This window comes from Flavobacterium sp. (assembly GCF_041911335.1).
Taxonomy (GTDB): Bacteria; Bacteroidota; Bacteroidia; order Flavobacteriales; family Flavobacteriaceae; genus Flavobacterium.
On sequence record NZ_JAYRPD010000053.1, the window covers coordinates 78,234 to 96,506 of the forward strand.

An 18,273-nucleotide genomic window follows, 5' to 3' on the forward strand; every position below is an offset into this window, starting at 1 on the left:
AAAAAAAATGGCTTAATGCCAAAAACAAAAAGTCGCTATTTTAGTTACCTTTTACCCTTAGTCTTTTGTCTTTTGTCTTTTACTTCTTTTTCACAAGAAACTCAAAAAGACAGTTTAAAAACTACCGAACTTAAAGAAGTAACCATTTCGTCTGTTAGAGCAAAAGACAAAAATCCAATTACGTATACGAATGTTTCCAAAGAAGAAATTGCACCACGAAATTTAGGTCAAGACATTCCTGTTTTGTTGCAATATTTACCTTCTGTAGTCAGTACAACTGATGCTGGAAATGGTGTAGGTTATACGTATATGAGAGTTCGTGGTTCTGATGGTTCCCGAATTAACGTTACTTTAAACGGAATTCCCTTTAATGATAGTGAAAGTCAAGGAACGTTCTTTGTGAATTTACCAGATTTTGCTTCTTCATTAGAAAGTGTTCAGTTACAACGAGGAGTAGGAACTTCAACTAATGGAGCTGGAGCTTTTGGAGCGAGTTTAAACATGGCAACCAAATCCTATCAAGAAAAATCCTATGCAGAAATTTCAAATTCCTTTGGAAGTTTTAATACGAGAAAGCATACGTTGTCTTTTGGAACAGGATTGCATAACAATTTTGAATTGAACGGTCGCATTTCTAATATTGCTTCGGATGGATTTATCGATAGAGCAACTTCTAATATGTTTGGTTACTTTTTCAATGCTAATTATGTTAAAGAGTCAACTCTTGTGAAATTCATGGCGTTTGGCGGAAAAGAGAAAACCTATCAAGCTTGGTACGGAATTGAAGATCCCGAAAAACTAAGAAACGACAGAACTTTTAATCCAGCCGGAATGTATTTCGATGAATTTGGAAATATGCAATTCTACGATAATGAAACCGACAATTATTGGCAAAATCATTTTCAATTGCATTGGACAGAAAAATGGTCGGATAAATGGATTTCAAATGCAGCATTACATTACACCATTGGAAAAGGATATTTTGAGCAATACAGAGAAGACGAAGATTTAGCCGATTATAATTTACCAGCTTTTAATGGAAATTCAATTTCTGATTTGGTAAGAAAACGTTGGTTAGATAATGATTTCTTTGGAGCTACTTTTTCATTAAACTACAGAAACGGAAAAACCGATTTGTTATTCGGAGGAGCGGCTAATCGCTATCTAGGATTGCATTATGGAGAGGTTGTTTGGACACAGAATTACATTCCAAATCCAAATCGCTATTATGATAATTATGGAAATAAAGATGATGTAAATTTCTACACAAAAGCATCATACAATGTTACAAACAAGTTGAATTTATTTGTTGATTTGCAATACAGAATGGTGTTTTATGATGCAACAAGCGTGAAATTCGATGATGTAAAAGATACGTTTCGATTTTTTAATCCAAAAGCAGGTTTGAATTATCAGTTAGACGAAAAAAATGCTTTTTATGGTTATTTCGGAATTGCTAATAAAGAACCAAGACGTGATGATTATGAAAGTGGCGCCACAAAACCAGAACGTTTGTTTGATTATGAATTGGGCTGGAAATACAACACTAAAAAAGTAAAATTATACGCGAATGCATTTTACATGCGATATAATGATCAATTGGTTATGACAGGTGCTTTAAATGATGTGGGCTCTCCAATTTTTACCAATAGTGGAGAAAGTTATAGATTAGGTTTAGAAGTAGAATCTACAATTGCGCTAACAGATAAATTAATTTTAAATCCGAATTTTACATTAAGTAAAAATAAGAATGAGGATTTTTATTACGAAATTAATGGAGCTGTTCATAATTTAGGAAATACAAATATTGCCTATTCTCCTGATTTTATTTTTGGAAACCGATTTTCTTATTTACCAGTTAAAGGTTTGCAATTATCATTGTTGTCAAAGTTTGTTGGAGAACAATATATGGGAAATATCGATTCAGATGTTTCGAAATTAGATAGTTATTTCATTAATGATTTTAATGCTTCTTACGATTGGCAAATTAATAAAGGAATCAAGTCGATTGTCTTTTCTGCGTTAGTGAATAATATTTTTGATGTAGAATACGAATCAAATGGTTATTTCTATACGTATGATGACGATTCTTCAGGAAGTACAATTACTTATGGTGGAGCAGGTTTTTATCCTCAAGCTGGAATAAACTTTCTTCTTGGAATGAGTTTAAAATTTTAGTTAAATTAAGTTAAGTTGAAAAAAGCCTGAAAGTTTTATTTTTCAGGCTTTTTTATTAATTGTATACACGAAGCGAAACTTCACTTGTTTGTTCTATGCGATAACGTTTCATAGGATATTGCATGCCTTGTGATAAACCAGAGAATAAACTATAACGTTTATCGTCACACGGACAAATAGCATCAATACCACTTAAAGTCATAGTGGAGCAGGAAGATAAAGACTGATTTGGACATGCCGCGTCGTAAGCAACATAACCACTTCCGGTATTAAAAACGATTATTCCTCTAATTCCTTGTCCAGCCGAATTTATGTACACTGCATTAGCAGGACTTAATAAGTTACTGTACTGAGGTAAACTCATATTGATGTTTAAGTTTACAGGATAGTTTGGTAAATATGGGTTATTATTTTGAAAATCTTCTTTGTCACATCCAAAAAATAAAGGGATTAAAAGTAGAATAAGAAATTTTTTCATTAGGTTTTTTGTTTTCATTTGTAAAACAAATTTAATTAATTACTTTTGACTAAACATTACAATATTACTTAAATTAATATTAAAAATAAATCACTATCTTTGTGAAAAGGAATCCCATGCAGGTGGGATTCTTTCTATTTATATAAACTATGAAGTTATGAGTACAGTATCTTATTACACCGCAGAAGGATTAAAAAAATTAAGAGACGAATTAGATCAACTTAAAAGTATAGAACGCCCAAAAGCGTCACAAGCTATTGCTGAAGCTAGAGATAAAGGAGATTTATCTGAAAATGCAGAGTATGATGCAGCAAAAGAAGCGCAAGGTTTATTAGAAATGAGAATTTCTAAAATGGAAGAGTTAGTGGCAAATGCTCGTTTAATTGATGAGTCGCAATTAGATTTGTCAAAAGTATTGGTGTTGTCTACCGTTAAAATTAAAAATCAAGCTAATGGTATGGAAATGAAGTACACATTAGTAGCTGAAAGTGAAGCCGATTTAAAAACAGGAAAAATCTCAGTAACTTCCCCTATTGGGAAAGGTCTACTTGGAAAATCTGTTGGAGAAGTAGCAGAAATTAACGTGCCAAACGGTGTGTTAAAATTTGATGTTTTAGAAATTACAAGAGACTAATAATTTATTTAAAATGGCTAGTATTTTTACTAAAATAGTAAACGGAGAAATTCCTTGTTATAAAATTGCTGAAGATGAAAATTATTTGGCTTTTTTAGATGTGAATCCTAACGCCAAAGGACACACACTTTGTATTCCAAAACAAGAGATTAATAAAATCTTTGATATGGAAGAAGAGCATTATTTAGGATTAATGAAGTTTTCTAGAAAAGTAGCAAAGGCTATTGAAAAATCGATTGAATGCAAACGTATTGGAGTTGCTGTTGTAGGATTAGAAGTGCCACATGTTCATGTACATTTAATTCCACTTCAAGATATGGATGATATGCGTTTTCAAAGAAAAACTAGTTTATCGCCAGAAGAATTTCAAGAATTAGCTAAGCAAATTGCTTCAAACTTATAAAAATTAAATCCCGATTCATTCGGGATTTTTTTATGCTGTTTTGTAACTAATCTGCATGGTAGTTCCTTTACCAATTTCAGAATGAGCCACTTTAATTTTTCCTTTGTGGTATTCTTGAACAATTCGTTTAGTTAAAGACAATCCTAATCCCCAACCACGTTTTTTAGTTGTAAATCCAGGTTCGAAAACTTTACTAAATTGGTTTTTTGGAATTCCTTTTCCAGTATCAGTAATGCTGATTTTCACCATATCTTCTAATTCCGAAATAACAATATTTAAACTACCTTTCCCCTTCATGGCATCAATTGCATTTTTTACTAAATTTTCAATTGTCCAACTATGTAATGCCGGATTAATATGAACATAAATAGGGTTTTGAGGTGCTTCAAAATGAAAATTCACTTGCTGAGAAACTCTAGTTTGTAAGTAATCAACTGTGTTTTTAGTATCTTCAATTATATTTCTTTTTTCTAAAACAGGTTCGCTTCCAATTTTTGAAAATCTATCGGTAATGGTTTGCAATCGAGTAATGTCTTTTTCTATTTCTACAATGGTACTTTCTTCAATATTGTCTAATTTTAAAATTTCCAACCATCCAATTAAAGACGATAAAGGAGTTCCAATTTGATGTGCTGTTTCTTTTGCCATTCCAGCCCAAAGTTTGTTTTGCGTCGCCATTTTAGTAGCACGATAAAAATTATACACTACAGCACCAAACAAAATAATAATCAATAATAAAGCAACAGGATAATATTTTAATTTATTTAATAAAGGCGAATTTCCATAATAAACTAACTGATAATTTTTCTCTGAAAGTTCCATTTTTATGGGTTGATTATCATTTTTTATAGAGTTGAAATATTTTTTTAGTGCAGTATTGTCGTTTGTAATAGCTTCATCAATATTATTGTGGCTTATAATAGAATCTTTACTGTCCGTAACAATCATTGGGATGGTTGTATTGTTTTGGATAATTTGAAGTGGAAGATCAACATCTGTAAATTCATTGGCATTAGCTAACGTTTTTTGAGCACTTGCCCAAAACTCCATTTTTGCTCGTTCTTCGTTTTTAAAAATCTGAAAAAAGTTATAGGTATTCCAAAGTATTAAAATTACAATGAAAAAAGATGCTAATATGATAAACCAACGCGTAAGATTTCGCCTTTCTGAAAACTGCATGTATTCGTATTTGAAGTAAAAATACTAAAATCCTTTTAATTTGATGTTTATTCTTGTAATTGAACTTGTATTTGTTTGTTATCTTTGTAAAAAATTGTTTCAACATGTTAAGCATCGATCCAAAAGAAATAGCACCAGTAAAATTACAAGGGTATTTGCAAAGTGCGGTAGCGCCAAGACCAATAGCTTTTGCGAGTACTATGGATAGTAATGGAAATCCAAATTTATCGCCATTTAGTTTCTTTAATGTATTTAGTTCTAATCCACCGATTTTAATTTTTTCGCCAGCTAGACGTGTACGAGATAATACAACAAAACACACTTTAATCAACGCTCAAAACACTAAAGAAGTTGTGATTAATGTGGTGAATTATGACATCGTAGAGCAAATGTCATTATCAAGTACGGAATATCCAGATGGCGTGAATGAGTTTGAAAAAGCTGGATTTACGATGTTAAAATCGGATAAAGTAAAGCCATTTCGTGTAGCAGAAAGTCCGGTGCAATTTGAGTGTAAAATTAATGATGTAATTGCATTAGGAGACCAAGGTGGAGCAGGAAATTTGGTGATTTGTGAAGTGGTAAAAATTCACATCAACGAAGCTATTTTAGATGCAAACGGAATGATTGACCAACACAAAATCGACTTGGTTGCCAGAATGGGAGCTAATTGGTACAGTCGTTCTAATGTTGGTATGTTTGAAGTGGAAAAACCATTAACTACTTTAGGAATTGGAGTAGATGTGATTCCGGATTTCATTAAAGAAAGTGGCTATTTTACAGGAAATGATTTAGCAAGATTAGGAAATATAGAAAATATCCCAACCGAAGAAGAAATTGCTATATTTGTAAAAGAAAATTTTGAAGTCAAAGCGGTTTTAAGTGCTGATGATATGGACACAAAATTTCAAAAAGCGAAAGAGTATGTAGATAATGGAAGAGCAATTGATGCTTGGAAATTGTTATTAGCAAAAAAATAAATTTTAGTATTATGGAAGTTTTAGGAAGAGTAAAATTAATTAATCCTGTACAACAAGTAAGTGCTTCTTTCAAAAAAAGAGAGCTTGTAGTAACTACAGAAGAGCAATATCCTCAACACATTTTGATTGAGTTTGCACAAGACAAAACAGATTTGTTAAACAATTATAATGTTGGAGAACAAGTAAAAGTGTCTATCAATTTAAGAGGAAGAGAATGGGTAAATCCTCAAGGAGAAACTAAATATTTTAACTCTATCCAAGGTTGGAGAATAGAAAAAGTACAAGCAGAAGCTCCAGCGGCAGCACCTCAAATGCCACCAATGCCACCAGCAGCTGCTTTTGAACCTGCAACTAACTTTAACGAAGAAGAGCACGACGATTTACCTTTCTAAAATTTAGAAATTAGAGATTAGAAGTCAGAAGTTTTATAATTTCTGACTTTTTCTTTTTCTAAATTCTAATTTCTGAAGTCTAAATTTAAAAAGATGTATTTTTTAACCAAAGAATTATATTTTCCACCAATAGAAATGGCTTCTCCTGAAGGGATTATAGCTGTTGGAGGCGATTTATCACCAGAGCGATTACTTTTGGCTTATAAATCAGGAATATTTCCATGGTTTGAAGATGATGAACCTATTTTGTGGTGGAGTCCGCCAGAGCGGATGGTTTTGTTTTTTGAAGATTTGAAGATTTCAAAAAGCATGCGCAATATCATCAATCAAAGAAAATTTAAAGTTACCTTCAATACCGCTTTTAGAGACGTAATTTTAAACTGTAAAAAGATTTCTAGAAAAGATCAACAAGGTACTTGGATTACAGATAACATGGTAGAAGCCTATTGCAAATTACATGAATTAGGCATCGCAAAAAGTGTTGAGGTTTGGCAAGATGATGAATTAGTTGGTGGATTGTATGGCGTTGATTTAGGTCATGTTTTTTGTGGTGAAAGTATGTTTTCAAAAGTGCCAAATGCTAGTAAATTAGCTTTCATTGAATTGGCAAAACAATTGGAATTAGCCAATTATCATTTGTTAGATTGCCAAGTCTACAATGATCATTTAGCAAGTTTAGGTTGTGTAGAGATTGATAGAGAAGATTTTTTGATGGTGTTGAAAGGTTAAAACTTAGGCAATGTTTTAACATACAATTCTTCCACTTTTTTTCTCGCCCACTCGGTTTTTCTTAAGAATTTTAAACTAGAATTTACGGATGGATTTTCTTTAAAGCAGTTGATTTTTATGAGTTCAGCTAAAGTGTCGAAACCATAAAAATCTACTAATTGTTCTACAATAGTTTTTAAAGATTTTCCGTGAAGTGGGTCGTTACTCATAATTTTATTTTCTAGTCCAGCAATCCATTACATGATCATTCACCATTCCAGTAGCTTGCATATGCGCATACATTACAGTTGAGCCTACAAATTTGAATCCGCGTTTTTTCAAATCTTTACTCAAAGCATCTGAAATGGGAGTAGTGGCTTTAACTTCACTTAAGGTTTTCGGTCGGTTATCGATAGGTTTTCCATCTACAAAACCCCAAATATATTTCGAAAAAGTTCCAAATTCTTCTTGTACTTTTAAAAACGCTTTCGCATTGGTAACCGTAGCTTTAATTTTTAATTTGTTTCGGATTATTCCAGTATCTTCAGCTAACTTAGCCATTTTGTCTTCTGAATAATTTGCAATTTTTATCAAATCGAAATTGTCAAATGCTTTTCTGAAATTTTCTCTTTTCGCTAAAACGGTGTACCAACTCAATCCCGCCTGAAAGGTTTCTAAAATCAAAAATTCGAAAATTGTTTCATCGTCATAGACAGGTTTTCCCCATTCGTTATCGTGGTAATTTCGGTACAAATCGTCCTTTTCGCACCAAGTACATCGGTTTTTATTTTCCATCTTTAGCTAAGTATTTTTCAATTAAATAGTGACCTAAATAAATGAAAGGTGTTAATCCAACAGCAATTAACAATTTTACTGTATAACCTGTTAATGCAGATGCAACAAACATTTTTGTGTCAATTTTTCCAGGCAACCAAAAAGCAATTCCCAATACGATAAAACTATCAAAAAATTGCGAAATTACAGTTGACCCCGTACTTCTTAACCAAATCATTTTTTTACCTGTTCGGTTTTTAACAAAATGGAAAATGGTAACGTCAATTAATTGGGAAACCAAAAAAGCTGTTATACTTCCCACAATAATCCACATACTTTGCCCGAAAACGGCTGAAAATTGTTCATCTGTAATTAACCCATCACCTTTAACGGCAGGAATTTGAAGACCAATTAGCAGTAAGAAAAAGGTATAAGCAATTAATCCAGCAGTAATGAAGGATAGTTTTTTTACTCCTTTTTCGCCAAAATATTCATTGATTAAGTCAGTTGTAATGAAAACAATTGGCCAAGGTAAAATACCCAAACTCATTACAACATCTCCAATGTAAATTAATTTTCCGCCAATTAATTCCGCTACTAAAGCATTGGTAATAAAAATTCCAGCTAAAATTACATAAACAATGTCTTTTCTTCTTTGAAACATATTAATAGTCTTCAGAGTACATATCATTGAAAAGAGCATTTTTTTGCTTCAACTTACCATAAGTTGCTCTTTTATGATTTTCGTTTAACGACTCATCAATCATACTTTTTATGATGGCATCCACTTCTTTTTCCTCTAAATACGTTTTAGGACTCAATTTGTAAAATTCTTTGATGTTAATTTTCCCATTTTCGGTAATGAAGGCAATTCCACTTATCTTCTTTTGATTGGTTTGATATGAGTTTTCTTCAATATTCACCTTTTTGAAGAAGAAATAAGTGATTTTTTTACCATTAAATTTTACTTCTTTTAAGTCGTAAAAAGTCAGGGAATCTTTTTTCTTATCAATATCTTCAGCATAAATTTCTGCTGCCATTGCAATTTCTTTTGCATTGTTTTTATTTAAAAAAGAGTTGTCTTTTACATGATGCATCATTAAAAAGCCTACAAATTTTATTTGCTCATTGTCTAAGATTTTGTTCAAAGTAGTTTCTTCAACCTGATTGTTTTTTTCTAATTGAACTTCGGCAAAAGCTAAATCTAATTCGTCAATATTTAAATCAGCTGCTTTTTTGAATAATTGTGCAATATCTTTTTCTGCTTTAAATGGATATAAAATAGTGTAATAGCTTATGAAATCTTCAATTGGCGCTTCATCTTCATAATATTCCTCATCATCTTCCGATTTAATATTTTGTTTGTTTTTCCAACTTGATAAACGTTTGAATTCAAGTTTAGCGTTGGTCAACAACATTTTTTTGAAGGATTTCAACTTTTTAGCATTTCCATAATTTTTCATCAAAAGTTTATGCGTCAATGAAACAATAGGTTCATGGAATTCCTTAATACTGTAATACTGAAAAATGTTTGGAAATAAAACCTGACTATTTTCTAAATCCTCTTCAAATTGGTTGAACAATCCAATAATTTCATATTCATTATCAGAAATAGGTAAGTCATATTCGAGAAGTTCTATAATTTTTTTATAGGCTTCTTTACTCTTTTGAAAAGTTAATGCACGAAGAACTGCAAACTGAATTACAGTATTTACATTTTCTTTTCTGTAGGCATTTTCCAAATATGAAATAACCTCTGGTGCTTTTATACTTCCTAGTTTTTCATATAATTCTCCTAAGATTTCGGTTTCGTCATCTCTAAATTTAAAAGTGTTTAAAAACATTTTAAATTTTGGTAAATCGTCTTTCTCAATTTTTAAATATTCAATTGATTTTAATGCAGAATAACGAATACTGTCGTGTTGACTTCTTACATCATTCAAAAACAAATCGAGCTTATTTTCAAAAATATTATCCGTATCCTTATTTTCTAAACGAATCGAATTAAATGTTTTTTCCACAAAAGGATCTTGATTATCATAGTCTTTAGCAACTAATGTAGATATTTCATAAATGGTATTTCCTTTTAGTAATAATTTATATTTGATAGCTTGTTTAGAATTGTTTTTGGAAACCAAAGCTTCAAAAGTATGAAGATTGTTTTCTTTGTCTAAGCTAATTTTTTCGTCGATTATTTTCAGTTTTTCTTCTTTTGGAAATAATTTCGAATTCCAATCTGATTCCATATAATCTGCAGGAAGGCTCATATCGATATCTGGAAGCGGAACTTCAATTACTTCGTTATCTCCTTCAATTTCTTCAGGTTTTTGGTTTACGAATTTATTGCCAGTAATTTGTTTTCTATATTCGTTCCAAATACTATCTAAAGATTTTTCATTTTCATATCGATGATATTTGTAGTAGTTCAATTGAATAATAGAACCATTGCTTCCTAAAAATTGATAGTTTTTAGATTTAGCGGTGAAGTAATTTTTCTTTTTTGTACCGTTTTTAGTTTCATTTTCAATTAAGAAGTCCAAATGTTCGTTTTGTTTTTCTGGAATTTCAATACTAAAATGATTTACCGAATCTCTAAAAGTTCTATAACTTTCAGAATCAATTGTTGGCTTTAATTCGAAAGAATCGAAGAAGCGTTTTACATCTGTTTCATCCGCGTTTACTGTTCCTAATAGATAGTATTTATTGCCATTTAACAACGTTTTGAGTTGGATTTCTCGGTCTTCAATTTTCGATTTTGAGTAGAAAGAAGTTCTCTCTTTGTTGAATTTTGTTTGAGTTGAATCTAATTCGTGTTGGGTATAAAATTCATAATGAATACGTTTTAACTCGTATTCTGAATTTTCTAAATTATCAATCTCTGGTAAGGTTTTTTCAATAAGGAAATAATGACTTTTTTTCTTTTCGTCTAAGGCAATAATTGAAATGTCGGAATTATCTTTTCCATTGTTTTTATTACCTGTGAAAGTATTATAAGCAGGAACTTGAACTTCAAAGCTTCCTTTTCTTGGACTAATTTTTTCCCAATAATTTTTGCTTTCTTTGATTTCAATTTTCGTGAATATGTCTTCTTCAAAACGTCTTACATAATCGCCTTCTCCGCCCATAATCACTGTAATGATTTCTAATGGAGTGATATAATAACGATAGCGTTGTGCGTTGCCTGTTTTGGTTTTACTTTTTAGATCATAAACCCAATAATTTTTTTCTTGATATGATTTTTTTTCTAAAATTTCACCTGGAATATTTTCATAAAACAAACTGTCTAACGTTTTGATATTAAATGCTTTGTCTTTTTTGTTTATAAAATCATTTAAAGCTTTTCTCTTGACATTTACAAAACCGCCATTAACTAAATCAGGAGATTCTAAATCTTCTCCATTTTCAAGTACAATTTCGAAAAGCGGAAGTGAAATCATGCCGTCAGATGTTGTTCTGGTTTTTAATTCTGGTTTTGTGAAATATTCTTCTATTTGTTTTTTGGCTGCTTTTCCTTTTTCAGTATAGTTTCCAAAAACAGGAGTAACTTTATAACCTTTTGCTCTTAGTAACTCGATAACACCATTAGGACCAGGTAAGTGAGCCGCTCCAATGGCACTAAACAAACTTCCTGTTTTCATAATAGAGTCCATGTTTTTAACCATTTCTATGTTACGATCAAATAGCATGGCTTTTATGAATGATTTTGGCGAACTTAACATGGTAAGGGAATCCAACATATCTAAGTCCTTTTCGCGATAGAAATCATTTAAAGCTTGGTCATACGATTTGTTTTTTAAGATTTTCAAAATCGCTTGACGGTTTTTATCGACTTCGCTTTCATCCATTTTGGCTTGTGCCATCATGATGTTTAAGGTAGATTGTTTTACATCTTCTAATCCAACTGTTTTTTTATTGTATTTTCTACCCGTTCTGTAGATAAACATATCTAAGTATGTTTCTTCTTGGTAGTCTTTCTGCGCTTCGTTAGTTCGAGTTAGTAAACTTATTAGGTTATAATTACTACTTCGGAATAAAGGATATAAATCGTTTTTTTCAATAGGTTGAATATAGAATTTGCTGTAAAATTTACCTTGCGACATGTACTGACTATAAAAGCTGAACAAGTCGAACAAAGAAGTCCATGTTCTTGGTTCGCTTTCATTTGCAACGATATCTGCTTCTTGAAGATGTTTGAAAAAATTGTCTGATAGATGATACGAAACTTTATCACTTACGTGCATAGAACCATAAACGTATGATTTCTTTTGTAAACCATTTCCACTAATTTCCCACAATAAACTTTGGTATTTTTTCTCTTGAGCAACTAATGAAACCGATATAAGGGCAAATAATAATGCGATTTTTTTCAAGGTAATTTTATTTTTTACGTTTACCCCAAATATACAGTATTTTGAAAAGAAAAAAACCTTAACTCTTGTTAAAGAATTAAGGTTTTGTATTTAGGAGTTTAGAATAAGATTATCCTAAAGCTACTCTTTTGAATCCAGTTACAGTTAAGTTAGCGCCTACTGTTTTAATATAAGCAGCAACACTCATAGAACTGTCTTTGATGAAATCTTGGTTTACTAAAGTATTATCTTTGTAGAAACGTTGGATTTTTCCTTTAGAAATGTTATCTAACATTGCTTCTGGTTTACCTTCAGCTCTTAATTGCTCTTTAGCGATTTCGATTTCTTTTTCAATAATTGCAGCATCAACACCAGCTTCGTTTAAAGCAATTGGGTTCATAGCAGCAGCTTGCATTGCAACGTTTTTAGCAGCTTCGTCAGCACCAGCAACGTTAGCAGATAAAGCAACTAAAGTAGCAATTTTACCAGCGTGGATGTATGATCCTACGAAAGCACCTTCTAATCTTTCGAAAGCACCGATTTCGATTTTCTCACCGATAACACCAGTTTGCTCGATTAATTTCTCAGCAACAGTGATTCCGTTGAAATCAGAAGCTAATAATTCCTCTTTAGTAGCATAGTTTAAAGCTTGATTAGCTAAATCATTTGCTAATTTAACGAAAGATTCGTTTTTACCTACGAAGTCAGTTTCACAGTTTAAAGTGATTGCAACTCCAGCAGTGTTGTCAGCATTGATAACAGCAACAGCAGCTCCTTCAGTAGATTCTCTATCTGAACGGTTAGCAGCTACTTTTTGACCTTTTTTTCTTAAGTTTTCGATAGCTAAATCGAAATCTCCTTCAGCCTCCACTAATGCTTTTTTACAATCCATCATTCCAGCACCAGTGATAGTTCTTAATTTATTTACGTCTGCAGCAGTAATATTTGCCATTTTGTATTTTTTTTATTTGTTGTTTATAAAAGTAAAAATTCCAATTACTAAATCCCAAATTCCAATTTTACTAAATTGCTAACTAAAAGTTAGAACAAGTTTGGAATTTGGAATTTAATTCTTGGAATTAATTGATTTATGCTTCAGTTTCAGTAGCAGGAGCTTCAGTAGCTTCTACTTCTTTAGCTGGTAATTCATCTTTTTCAACTTTTCTATCAGAAAGACCTTCAACGATAGCAGAAGAGACTAATGATAAAACTTTTTCAATTGATTTAGAAGCATCGTCATTTGCAGGGATTACGAAGTCAATTGGACGTGGATCCGAATTCGTATCTACCATTGCGAACACTGGAATGTTTAATTTTTGAGCTTCTTTAACAGCGATATGCTCAGCTTTTACGTCAACTACGAATAATGCAGCTGGTAATCTAGACATATCTGCAATTGAACCTAAGTTTTTCTCTAACTTAGCTCTTAAACGATCAACTTGTAATCTTTCTTTTTTAGATAAAGTCATGAAAGTACCGTCTTTCTTCATTCTATCAATAGAAGCCATTTTCTTAACAGCTTTACGGATAGTTACGAAGTTAGTTAACATACCACCTGGCCATCTTTCAGTGATGTAAGGCATGTTACAAGCTGCTGCTTTTTCAGCAACGATATCTTTCGCTTGTTTTTTGGTAGCAACGAATAATACTTTTCTACCAGAAGCAGCAATTTTTTTCAAAGCTTCGTTAGCTTCTTCAATTTTAGCTGCAGTTTTATATAGGTTAATGATGTGAATACCATTACGCTCCATATAAATGTAAGGAGCCATGTTTGGATCCCATTTACGAGTCATGTGTCCGAAGTGTACACCTGCTTCTAATAACTCTTTAACGTCAATTTTGTTTGCCATTGTGTAATAGTTTACGTTCCGTGATTAGCAATTTTCAAGTAGTCACATGCGTTAGTCTTGAAAATTTAGATGCTAAACTAATTCCCTTTTTACAAGGAATATCGACAACTTAGTTTTTAATTCAATTTTAATTGTAAAAATAAATCTGAAAATATATTCTGATAAATACCGAATATTAACGTTTCGAGAATTGGAATCTCTTACGTGCTTTTTTCTGACCGAATTTTTTACGTTCAACCATTCTAGGATCTCTTGTTAATAATCCTTCTGGTTTAAGGATAGCTCTGTTTTCAGCCTCAACTTCACACATTGCTCTAGCAATAGCCATTCTTACAGCTTCTGCTTGTCCTGTTGAACCACCACCATATACGTTTACTTTAACGTCAAAGTTTGATACATTTTCTGTCATAGACATTGGTTGTAAAACTTTGTACTGTAAAGTTGCAGTTGGGAAGTAGTTAGTGAATTCTCTTTTGTTTACAGTGATTTTTCCTGTTCCTTCTGAAACATAAACACGTGCAACAGCGCATTTTCTTCTACCGATTTTGTGAATAACTCCCATTACTTAAGATCGTTTAGGTTAACGGTTTTAGGTGATTGAGCCGCATGTTTGTGCTCAGAACCTACATATACATTTAAATTGCGGAATAATTCAGCACCTAATTTGTTTTTAGGTAACATTCCTTTGATAGCTTTTTCTACTAATAATGCAGGGTTTTTTTGTTGCATTACTCTAGCAGTTAAACTTCTTTGACCTCCTGGGTAACCTGTGTGTCTGATGTACGTTTTGTCATCTAACTTGTTACCAGTAAGGTTGATTTTTTCTGCGTTGATAACAATTACGTTATCTCCACAATCAACGTGCGGTGTATAACTTGGCTTGTATTTACCTCTTAAAAGCATCGCTACTTTTGTAGATAAACGACCTAAGTTATGCCCTTCAGCGTCCACAACAATCCACTGCTTGTCTGCAGTTGCTTTGTTGGCTGATACTGTTTTGTAGCTTAATGTGTTCACAATAATTAATTTAAATTAAACATTCCATTCCCAATAAAGGGAGTGCAAAAGTACAATTATTTATTAGAATTGCAAACCCCTAATGTAAAATATTATTTTTTCTAAATCGTTACACATCACATCTTTATCTAAAATTCATTTGAAGTTGTTTTTTTAAATACGAGAAATACACTATTTTTACCTCTTAACTTTTACGTATGAAAGCAAAAGCAACTCTAAAACAGATTGCCCAAGAATTTGGGGTATCCATATCTACTGTATCAAAAGCACTTAGTGATAGTCCTGAAATTAGCGATGCTACCAAAATAAAAATTCAAGAGTATGCCGCTTTGCAGAATTACAAACCGAATAGTATTGCGAAGAATCTAAAAAATCAACGCACCAATACTATAGGAGTAATTATACCTAATATATTGAATCCTTTTTTTGCAAAAGTGTTCAGTGGAATTGAAAAGGTAGCGTTGGAAAAAGGATACAATGTGATTACCGGAATTTCCAATGAATCTTTCAACAAAGAACAACAAGTAATGGATATGTTAAACAATGGAACTATTGATGGTTTTATTGTGGCTATTGCCGAAGAAACGCAATCCTTAAAAGAATATAAGTATTTTAAAGATATCATGAACAGCGGAACGCCTATCGTAATGTTTGATAGGGTAGCCGATGGTATCAATTGTGATAAAGTAGTGGTAGACGATTTCGATTCGGCCTATGATGCTACGACGCATTTAATTAAATTAGGTAGTAAAAAGATTGCCTTGCTTTCTACAATACATAATTTGAGTGTTGGAAAATTACGTTTGGAAGGTTACCAAAAAGCCCTTTCAGATGCTAATATACAAATAGATGAAAATTTAATTATTCTAGAAACTTCTATTGAAGATTTCGATGTGAAGTTGCAAGAGTTAATTTCATCTAAAAAAATGGATGCTATTTTTGCCTTAGACGAACACAGTTCAACTGCTTCCATGAAAATGGCGTTGAAACAAGGGATCAAAATACCAGAAGAATTAAATATTATTGGTTTTGCCGATGGTGTTTGGTCAAGACGATTAACGCCGAGTTTATCAACTGTGAGCCAACACGCGCCAGAAATTGGGGCTAAAGCTGCTGAACTGTTAATCCATAAGTTAAATTCTAAAGATGAGTTTTACCAACCACAAACGGTTGTAATTAAAACAGAATTGCGTCAGAGAGAATCGACTAGGAAGTTATAATTGTTTTGCTTTATCATCCTTCCAAGTAATATAACCCAAAATCGCATTGAACATATAAAACACATATTTTGCGGTGTTGGCAATGTTCATCAACATTACATTTTGTAGGATTTTGAATAAATTATATACTTGCCAGTTAATCCAATTGTCGGGATACATTCTTCCTATATTAAAGGTGCCGCCAAAACTAATTCCGGCTGGAATGGCGATAGCGAAGAATAATTTCCAATCAATCGCTTTGTCTGAAAACGTAGTGAAGGCAATGTAATTCAATACCAACGAAAGCAATAATCCAATTGCCATATTTCGGAAAAAGATGCCATCAATTGCATTCAAATATTGTTTCTTTTTCCAAATTCGGAACGCAAAATAGTTTCCAAAAAACGAAACGGGATAGGTCAAAATTGCACCAATATTTCCCAAAAGATAATCAATACTTCCGCTTAATAAGGTGTTGCAAGTACTAATTAAATTTCCAATATTATTTTTCTTGGTGACCAATCGAGTCGCCATCATGGATAAGCACGTGTTTAGAATTGAAAAGTAACCCAAGTAAAACGAGTAATTTTTTCCGTCAAAACTAAAATCGTAAGTGGTTTTGTAATATTCTAAATACACTGAAACGCCTACCACCAAAACCACTCCGATAACATCGAGATATTTGCTATTGGTAATGCTTTTGATGGTAGCGATAGTGTTCTGCATCTTTATTCTTTTGTAAAGTTAAATTTCATTCCGCCCTGAATTAGCACGAATGCATTATCTCCAAAAACCATTTCAATTCCGGCTGCTGCAAAAACAAAAGTGGTTTCTTCTTTAAATGTCAATGGAAAAGCGCCTTGTCCAGTAGCTTGAGCTGATAATTCTCCATTCTTTTCAGAAACCGTAATTTTTAAAGGTAAATCTTTTGAGGCGTAAGTTCCAGTAAATTTTGCTAATTCTGCTTTATCCATTTTCATGAACTTTGGAAATGGAAACGGCATTTTGTAATAAATACTCAAAATTCCAATGATAATGTCGTTTTGTACAAAATTATCTCCATTTGAAATCAAAGAAAAACTCAATTTCTCGGTTGGATAATAGCCTAACATCGAACTGAAATTTTCAATTCTTCCGCCATGACCATAAAAACGTCTCTCTCCAAAAGGAAACTGAATCAAAGCTTTTCCATAACCTTCTTTAATTTCTTTCATTTGTTCTAAAGATGAGGCATTGACTAATTTTTCATTGAAAAGCGCATGAATAAATTTTGTCAAATCAGCAGGAGTAGAAGTAATGCCGCCAGAAGCAAACGGAATCGAATTATGATTTTCTAACGATTTTACCCAATTGGTACCATCAAAATAATAGGAATAACTTTCTTTGTTTGCTGTATTTGTTGCGTCTTCTACATAATATGTGGTTGGAACGAAAACTTTATTAGTAACCGCACCTTTAGCTGTCATTTCGGTTTTGTTTTCGTAAGTTCCTAATTCCGCTTTTTTTACGATGCGATTTTGTAAATTTTCAGCGTATGATTTTTTAGTCAATTTTTCGATAATACAACCTAAAATAAAAAAGTTAGAATTGCTGTATTCGTATTTACTTCCAGGTTCAAAATTCGATTTATAAGCTGTAATCACTTTTAAAATGTCTTCTTTCGAATGTTTTTTATCTATTACTTTATGAAAAGTAGTATCTTGATTTACTAAATCTACTATTCCAGTTCTATGGTGCAATAAGTCATAAATCGAAATCTTTTCAGCATTTTTAATTTTTGGATAAAAACGATTTAATTTGGTTTGCAAGGTTAGTTTTTTCTCTTCAATCAATTGCATTACCATTACAGCCGTAAAAGTTTTAGAAATCGAACCTATTTTGTAGCGTGTTAAACGATCCGCTTTGATGTTCTTTTCTACATCAGCAAATCCGTAAGCTTTATTAAAAACCACATTTTCACCTTCGCGAATGGTTAACGAACCCATGAATTTATTGTTTTCATGTAAATAGTTTAATAAACTATCCATTCGTGTAAATTTATCTTGAGCAAAAGTGAAAGTAGAAAAGGCAAATACAAAAAGAAGTAATTTTTTCATAATATTCTGTTTTCTTATTAGTAGTTAAGATGTAAT

Annotated in this window: 19 protein-coding genes; 7 read left to right on the plus strand and 12 right to left on the minus strand. The window is 32.0% G+C overall.

Going from position 1 to position 18,273, the window contains the following annotated elements:
* Window positions 1–15: 15 nt before the first annotated feature.
* Complete coding sequence (locus ACE3PD_RS08850) at window positions 16–2,178, plus strand: TonB-dependent receptor (RefSeq protein WP_374401577.1); 2,163 nt, start codon at window positions 16–18, stop codon at window positions 2,176–2,178.
* A 55-nt stretch (window positions 2,179–2,233) separates the two neighbouring features.
* Here ACE3PD_RS08850 and ACE3PD_RS08855 read toward each other — a convergent pair whose 3' ends face one another.
* On the minus strand, window positions 2,234–2,656 hold the full coding sequence (locus tag ACE3PD_RS08855) for a hypothetical protein (RefSeq protein ID WP_194093381.1): 423 nt from the start codon (window positions 2,654–2,656) through the stop codon (window positions 2,234–2,236).
* Between the two features lie 157 nt (window positions 2,657–2,813).
* Between ACE3PD_RS08855 and greA the strand changes: the two genes are divergently transcribed.
* Both greA and ACE3PD_RS08865 read left to right on the plus strand, forming a co-directional pair.
* Window positions 2,814–3,290 carry a transcription elongation factor GreA gene (gene greA / locus ACE3PD_RS08860; protein ID WP_374401579.1) on the plus strand — a complete coding sequence of 159 codons (477 nt, stop codon included), beginning with the start codon at window positions 2,814–2,816 and terminating at the stop codon, window positions 3,288–3,290.
* A gap of 13 nt (window positions 3,291–3,303) precedes the next feature.
* Window positions 3,304–3,693: an HIT family protein gene (locus ACE3PD_RS08865; RefSeq protein ID WP_374401581.1), complete on the plus strand. Its 390-nt coding sequence runs from the start codon at window positions 3,304–3,306 to the stop codon at window positions 3,691–3,693.
* Between the two features lie 30 nt (window positions 3,694–3,723).
* Here the strand turns inward: ACE3PD_RS08865 and ACE3PD_RS08870 are convergent, their stop codons facing one another.
* Complete coding sequence (locus ACE3PD_RS08870; protein WP_374401583.1) at window positions 3,724–4,872, minus strand: PAS domain-containing sensor histidine kinase; 1,149 nt, start codon at window positions 4,870–4,872, stop codon at window positions 3,724–3,726.
* Between the two features lie 104 nt (window positions 4,873–4,976).
* Here ACE3PD_RS08870 and ACE3PD_RS08875 point away from each other — a divergent pair, with 104 nt between their 5' ends.
* From ACE3PD_RS08875 to aat, 3 genes are all read left to right on the plus strand, one after another.
* Complete coding sequence (locus ACE3PD_RS08875; protein WP_374401585.1) at window positions 4,977–5,852, plus strand: flavin reductase family protein; 876 nt, start codon at window positions 4,977–4,979, stop codon at window positions 5,850–5,852.
* Between the two features lie 11 nt (window positions 5,853–5,863).
* A complete protein-coding gene (locus ACE3PD_RS08880; protein WP_026724391.1) occupies window positions 5,864–6,244 on the plus strand; it encodes a DUF3127 domain-containing protein in 381 nt (126 codons plus the stop codon).
* 93 nt (window positions 6,245–6,337) lie between these two features.
* Window positions 6,338–6,973, plus strand: coding sequence for a leucyl/phenylalanyl-tRNA--protein transferase (gene aat, locus ACE3PD_RS08885; RefSeq protein ID WP_374401587.1), 636 nt, complete (start codon window positions 6,338–6,340; stop codon window positions 6,971–6,973).
* Here aat and ACE3PD_RS08890 read toward each other — a convergent pair.
* The 8 genes from ACE3PD_RS08890 to rplM form a co-directional block, all read right to left on the minus strand.
* The gene (locus tag ACE3PD_RS08890) at window positions 6,970–7,182 is read right to left on the minus strand and encodes a VF530 family DNA-binding protein (RefSeq protein ID WP_374401589.1); all 213 of its coding nucleotides are present in this window, start codon (window positions 7,180–7,182) and stop codon (window positions 6,970–6,972) included. The two genes, aat and ACE3PD_RS08890, sit on opposite strands and share 4 nt — an antisense overlap.
* Before the next feature lie 4 nt (window positions 7,183–7,186).
* Entirely contained in the window at window positions 7,187–7,747 is a 561-nt protein-coding gene (locus ACE3PD_RS08895) for a DNA-3-methyladenine glycosylase I (protein WP_374401591.1), read from the minus strand.
* Window positions 7,737–8,390 carry a queuosine precursor transporter gene (locus ACE3PD_RS08900; RefSeq protein WP_374401593.1) on the minus strand — a complete coding sequence of 218 codons (654 nt, stop codon included), beginning with the start codon at window positions 8,388–8,390 and terminating at the stop codon, window positions 7,737–7,739. The genes ACE3PD_RS08895 and ACE3PD_RS08900 overlap by 11 nt, the downstream gene beginning before the upstream one ends.
* 1 nt (window position 8,391) lies before the next feature.
* Window positions 8,392–12,096 carry a TraB/GumN family protein gene (locus ACE3PD_RS08905; protein ID WP_374401595.1) on the minus strand — a complete coding sequence of 1,235 codons (3,705 nt, stop codon included), beginning with the start codon at window positions 12,094–12,096 and terminating at the stop codon, window positions 8,392–8,394.
* Window positions 12,097–12,205: 109 nt separating this feature from the next.
* A complete protein-coding gene (tsf, locus tag ACE3PD_RS08910) occupies window positions 12,206–13,027 on the minus strand; it encodes a translation elongation factor Ts (RefSeq protein WP_374401597.1) in 822 nt (273 codons plus the stop codon).
* A 136-nt stretch (window positions 13,028–13,163) separates the two neighbouring features.
* The gene (gene rpsB / locus ACE3PD_RS08915) at window positions 13,164–13,925 is read right to left on the minus strand and encodes a 30S ribosomal protein S2 (RefSeq protein ID WP_111566196.1); all 762 of its coding nucleotides are present in this window, start codon (window positions 13,923–13,925) and stop codon (window positions 13,164–13,166) included.
* Window positions 13,926–14,100: 175 nt separating this feature from the next.
* Window positions 14,101–14,487: a 30S ribosomal protein S9 gene (rpsI, locus tag ACE3PD_RS08920; protein ID WP_111566195.1), complete on the minus strand. Its 387-nt coding sequence runs from the start codon at window positions 14,485–14,487 to the stop codon at window positions 14,101–14,103.
* Complete coding sequence (gene rplM / locus ACE3PD_RS08925; protein WP_026724384.1) at window positions 14,487–14,942, minus strand: 50S ribosomal protein L13; 456 nt, start codon at window positions 14,940–14,942, stop codon at window positions 14,487–14,489. Before rplM ends, rpsI begins: the two co-directional genes overlap by 1 nt.
* A 197-nt stretch (window positions 14,943–15,139) precedes the next feature.
* Between rplM and ACE3PD_RS08930 the strand changes: the two genes are divergently transcribed.
* Window positions 15,140–16,162, plus strand: a complete 1,023-nt coding sequence (locus ACE3PD_RS08930; protein ID WP_374401602.1) for a LacI family DNA-binding transcriptional regulator — start codon at window positions 15,140–15,142, stop codon at window positions 16,160–16,162.
* On the opposite strand, the gene ACE3PD_RS08935 is transcribed toward ACE3PD_RS08930, so the two are convergent.
* Both ACE3PD_RS08935 and ACE3PD_RS08940 read right to left on the minus strand, forming a co-directional pair.
* Window positions 16,157–16,867, minus strand: a complete 711-nt coding sequence (locus tag ACE3PD_RS08935) for a nicotinamide mononucleotide transporter family protein (RefSeq protein ID WP_374401604.1) — start codon at window positions 16,865–16,867, stop codon at window positions 16,157–16,159. The two genes, ACE3PD_RS08930 and ACE3PD_RS08935, sit on opposite strands and share 6 nt — an antisense overlap.
* A 2-nt stretch (window positions 16,868–16,869) precedes the next feature.
* Window positions 16,870–18,237, minus strand: coding sequence for a serine hydrolase domain-containing protein (locus ACE3PD_RS08940; protein ID WP_374401606.1), 1,368 nt, complete (start codon window positions 18,235–18,237; stop codon window positions 16,870–16,872).
* Between the last annotated feature and the right edge of the window lie 36 nt (window positions 18,238–18,273).

Bases quoted from the DNA above. Each gene is read 5' to 3' on its own strand.
- ACE3PD_RS08850 (WP_374401577.1), top strand. From the start codon at position 16: ATGCCAAAAACAAAAAGTCGCTATTTTAGTTACCTTTTACCCTTAGTC.
- ACE3PD_RS08855 (WP_194093381.1), bottom strand. From the start codon at position 2,656: ATGAAAAAATTTCTTATTCTACTTTTAATCCCTTTATTTTTTGGATGT.
- greA (WP_374401579.1), top strand. From the start codon at position 2,814: ATGAGTACAGTATCTTATTACACCGCAGAAGGATTAAAAAAATTAAGA.
- ACE3PD_RS08865 (WP_374401581.1), top strand. From the start codon at position 3,304: ATGGCTAGTATTTTTACTAAAATAGTAAACGGAGAAATTCCTTGTTAT.
- ACE3PD_RS08870 (WP_374401583.1), bottom strand. From the start codon at position 4,872: ATGCAGTTTTCAGAAAGGCGAAATCTTACGCGTTGGTTTATCATATTA.
- ACE3PD_RS08875 (WP_374401585.1), top strand. From the start codon at position 4,977: ATGTTAAGCATCGATCCAAAAGAAATAGCACCAGTAAAATTACAAGGG.
- ACE3PD_RS08880 (WP_026724391.1), top strand. From the start codon at position 5,864: ATGGAAGTTTTAGGAAGAGTAAAATTAATTAATCCTGTACAACAAGTA.
- aat (WP_374401587.1), top strand. From the start codon at position 6,338: ATGTATTTTTTAACCAAAGAATTATATTTTCCACCAATAGAAATGGCT.
- ACE3PD_RS08890 (WP_374401589.1), bottom strand. From the start codon at position 7,182: ATGAGTAACGACCCACTTCACGGAAAATCTTTAAAAACTATTGTAGAA.
- ACE3PD_RS08895 (WP_374401591.1), bottom strand. From the start codon at position 7,747: ATGGAAAATAAAAACCGATGTACTTGGTGCGAAAAGGACGATTTGTAC.
- ACE3PD_RS08900 (WP_374401593.1), bottom strand. From the start codon at position 8,390: ATGTTTCAAAGAAGAAAAGACATTGTTTATGTAATTTTAGCTGGAATT.
- tsf (WP_374401597.1), bottom strand. From the start codon at position 13,027: ATGGCAAATATTACTGCTGCAGACGTAAATAAATTAAGAACTATCACT.
- rpsB (WP_111566196.1), bottom strand. From the start codon at position 13,925: ATGGCAAACAAAATTGACGTTAAAGAGTTATTAGAAGCAGGTGTACAC.
- rpsI (WP_111566195.1), bottom strand. From the start codon at position 14,487: ATGGGAGTTATTCACAAAATCGGTAGAAGAAAATGCGCTGTTGCACGT.
- ACE3PD_RS08930 (WP_374401602.1), top strand. From the start codon at position 15,140: ATGAAAGCAAAAGCAACTCTAAAACAGATTGCCCAAGAATTTGGGGTA.
- ACE3PD_RS08935 (WP_374401604.1), bottom strand. From the start codon at position 16,867: ATGCAGAACACTATCGCTACCATCAAAAGCATTACCAATAGCAAATAT.
- ACE3PD_RS08940 (WP_374401606.1), bottom strand. From the start codon at position 18,237: ATGAAAAAATTACTTCTTTTTGTATTTGCCTTTTCTACTTTCACTTTT.